The following is a 3465-nucleotide window of genomic DNA, read 5'->3' as shown; positions in this document are numbered from 1 at the left end:
TGCTCCGCGGGGGGCGTCTCTCCGGGTGGCGTCTCCACGATGCCTGGCTGCGTGGCTTCGGCCAGGATGCGGAAGGGCGGGCTCACGCCTGACACCGCCCCGTCCGCGGAGCTGGCGACGCTGACGCCCGAGAACCAACGACAGGAGATTTGCGAGGACCGCCTGCGGCTGCTCAGCTGGGGCTTCTCGCCCACCGCCCTCGCCTTCCCCTTCGGCTCGAACGATGCGGCGGTGAACCAGATGGCCGCGACGTGCGGCTACAACGCCGCGCGCGACGTGCGAGGCCTGGTGGACACCTGTGGTTCCTGCCCCGCGGCCGAGACAATCCCTCCCTTCGACCCCTACGAAATCCGCACGCCCGCCACGGTGACGCGCGACGACGGACTGGAGCAATTGCAGGCGTGGGTCACCACGACGGAGGCCGCGGGGGGCGGCTGGGTGGTCGTCGTCTTCCACTTCGTGGAGCCGGACTGCACCAGACACACCTATTGCGTGCAGCCCGACGTCCTCCAGGCGTTCATGGGCTGGCTCGCGCAGCGGGCACCGCTGGGGACAGAGGTGCGCACGATGCAGGACGTCCTGGGCGGTGCGGCGCAGCCCGCGGTGCACCCCTTGCCCCAGGCGCCCACGGCCGCACTGAAGAACCCCTCGCTCGAGGACGACGCGAACGGCGACGGCGTGCCCGACTGCTGGCAACTGGGCCCCATCCACGGTGGCGCCGCGCGCGCCGAGCGCTCGGCCGAGGCGCACAGCGGCGCCTGGTCCTACCGGCTCGAGCGCGTGGAGGCGTCCGGGGGCGCAGCATCCATCCAGGTGCTGCGCGACGACGGCACCTGCGCACCAGCCGTCACGCCGGGGCGCGGTTCGCGGGTGAGCGTCTGGTACCGCGCCAGCGCCCCGCTGCACCTGGAAGCGGCCGTGAAGGGGGCGGATGGGACGTGGAAGGTGTGGGACCGCGGCCCGAGCCTGCCGCCCGCGGAGGCCTGGACGGAGGCGTCGTGGGAGCTGCCCATCGCGCTGCCGGCCGACGCGTTCGGACTGAGCGTGGGCGTCGCCCTGGAAGGGGTCGGATGGGCGCTGGTGGACGACTTCGGGCTGGCGGAGGCGGAGGCGCCCGCGGCGAGGCTGGTGCTGGACGCACCAGCCGGCGGAGAGGACTTCGTCGTGGGACAGGAGGTGGAGGTGAGGTGGTCCACGCTCGGCGACGTGCGGACGCTGGACGTGGCGTACTCCACGGAGGCGAGCGCCACCTGGATGCCGGTAGCCACCTCGGTGGAGAACACGGGGCAGCTCATCTGGCGCGTGCCCGACGTGCCGAGCCGGGAGGCGGTGCTGCGCGTCGCCAGCACCGCGGACGGGGCGGTGTCAGGCGTGAGCCCGCCCTTCCGCATCCTGGCCGAAGCCACGCAGCCAGGCATCGTGGAGACGCCACCCGGAGAGACGCCCCCCGCGGAGCAGCCTCCTGGGGAGCCGCCACCCGAGGAGGCCCTGGGTGACGGGCAGGTGGACGGCGCGAGCGGTGGTTGTGGGGGATGTGAGGGCGCGGGTACCGGTCAGCTGTTTCTCGCGGTGGCCGGCGGCCTCTTTGCCCTCTCGCGTTCGCGAGCGAGAAGGAGATTCGAGGCACCGCCAACGCGAGGGGGGCATCACGCCCCGCACCCGTGCTCATCCCTGGGGCCTGGATGCTGTCCACATCGGCCTCGGCACTCGGCGCGGTGGCGGCAAAGCACGTCCCCAGGAGGGGAAGGAGACGGCCAGGGTGGCGACTGAGGCAGCGGCGAAGACGGAACATCGCAGGTGCCGCGGCGGGGGCTGAACGAGGACACGGGGAGAACGCGAGCGAGGAGGCCCTGGTGCGTGGGCAGCACGCCCAGGGCCTTCCGTACGCGGCGGACTCCGCCGCCATGGCGCGCAGGGGCGTGTGGACCTGGTGGCCTCCGCGTTCGAGCGCCGCCGGAAACGGTCAGCACCCCGCCCAGGGGGCTCCCCGCTGAATCCACGCCTGATGACCTTCGGCCGGCCCGCCGACGCAAAGGCCCGCGGTTCGCGCTCTCGACTCGGCTCGCCGCACATATTCCTTGACGGGAATATTCCCAATGAGGAATATACATCCTCGTGATTGAGACCTTCACGGCGCTCGCCGACCCGAACCGCTTTCGCATCGTGGAATACCTGTTGGGGGGCGCTCGCTCGGTGGGTGCCATTGGAGAAGCGCTACACCTGAACCAGCCGCAAGTGTCGAAGCACCTGCGCGTGCTGAAGCAGGCCCGGCTGGTGGATGTGGAGGCGCGCGCCCAGCAGCGTCTCTACGGCCTGCGGCCCGAGCCGCTGCGCGAGCTGAACGCGTGGCTGGAGCGCTACCGCGACGTCTGGGACGCGCGGCTGGGACAGCTCGACTCGCTCCTCGAAGAACTCAAGACGCAGGACCTGGCAATAGCGCAGCGACATGCTCGAAAGAAGAAGGGATGAAGTGATGAGCCTTACGTCAGTGGAGTTGGAGTCGGACCGCACCATCGTCATTTCTCGCAAGTTCAATGCGCCCGCGCGCATCGTGTTCGACGCGTGGACTCGCGCGGACCTGGTGAAGCGCTGGTGGGCGCCGAAGGCCCTCTGCGTCACCATGGCGAGCTGCGAGGCGGACGTGCGCGTTGGCGGTGGTTACCGCTACGTGCTGCGCAATCCGGACGGCGGGGAGGTGGCCTTCTCCGGGCAGTACACGGAAATCACTCCGCCCTCGCGGCTCGTGTACACGCAGGTCTTCGAGCCGATGGCGGACGCGGGTTCGGTCACCATCACCGTCACCTTCGACGAGCGCGACGGAAAGACACACATGGTCTCGCGAGAGCTGTATCCGTCAAAGGAAGTGCGGGAGGCCGTCCTCGCGTCCGGCATGGAGCACGGCATCCGCGAAACGATGGAGCAGCTTGACGCGCTCGTGTCGTCGCCGGGCCTCGACTGAGCCGGTGCACCGGCGCTGCGCCGCGCCGGGCGGGCAGGCGCGTGACGTGAGCAGCACCCGCGTCAATAAACGGTACCGTGCCTGGCGCGCCAGGCACCAGACGCCGGTCGCCAGGCACTACGATGCGGCGGTCTGCTCCTCTTGCCGGATGTCGTCACCGCCCCGCCCCCTTCTCTCCATGCCGACCCTCCTGGCGATACTGCACATCGTGGGCTGCGTGCTGCTCGCGGCCCTCTTCTTCGCTCCCGCTGGGGTGCCCACGCTCGTCCACCTGCTCAAGGGCATCCTGCGGGAATACAGCCTGGTGATGCTGTTGCCGGCGCTCCTCACTGCGCTGGTGGCCGTCTGGATTTCCCACGTGGACGTGTGGAGGTGGCTGCGCGGGGGGACGGCGGCATCCGCGCTGCTCGTCGGCATCCTCGCGGTGTGGCCCGCCGCCTCCGCGTGGCGGCTGGCCAGGGCGGCCGACATTCCACTCAGCCTCCGTGAGTATCTCCGCCCCTGTC

General features: G+C 70.5%; 3 protein-coding genes and 1 pseudogene. All 4 read left to right on the top strand.

What is annotated here, in order from left to right:
• Positions 1 to 1770, top strand: a 1770-nt coding sequence (locus HV824_RS35185; protein ID WP_255208603.1) for a hypothetical protein, incomplete at its 5' end; no start/stop codon positions are given.
• Positions 1771 to 2115: 345 nt separating this feature from the next.
• Positions 2116 to 2469: a metalloregulator ArsR/SmtB family transcription factor gene (locus HV824_RS35180; protein WP_176417185.1), complete on the top strand. Its 354-nt coding sequence runs from the start codon at positions 2116 to 2118 to the stop codon at positions 2467 to 2469.
• Positions 2470 to 2473: 4 nt separating this feature from the next.
• On the top strand, positions 2474 to 2959 hold the full coding sequence (locus HV824_RS35175; RefSeq protein WP_303623453.1) for an SRPBCC family protein: 486 nt from the start codon (positions 2474 to 2476) through the stop codon (positions 2957 to 2959).
• 178 nt (positions 2960 to 3137) lie between these two features.
• Positions 3138 to 3465: pseudogene (locus HV824_RS35170) on the top strand (alpha/beta hydrolase); the annotation flags it as partial.

The sequence above is a fragment of the Myxococcus sp. AM009 genome, from assembly GCF_013372605.1.
GTDB classification, from domain to species: Bacteria; Myxococcota; Myxococcia; order Myxococcales; family Myxococcaceae; genus Myxococcus; species Myxococcus vastator.
This window is presented reverse-complemented; position numbering and strand designations above follow the sequence as displayed.

Coding starts and splice junctions, on each gene's coding strand:
- HV824_RS35175 (WP_303623453.1), top strand. CDS start 2,474: ATGAGCCTTACGTCAGTGGAGTTGGAGTCGGACCGCACCATCGTCATT.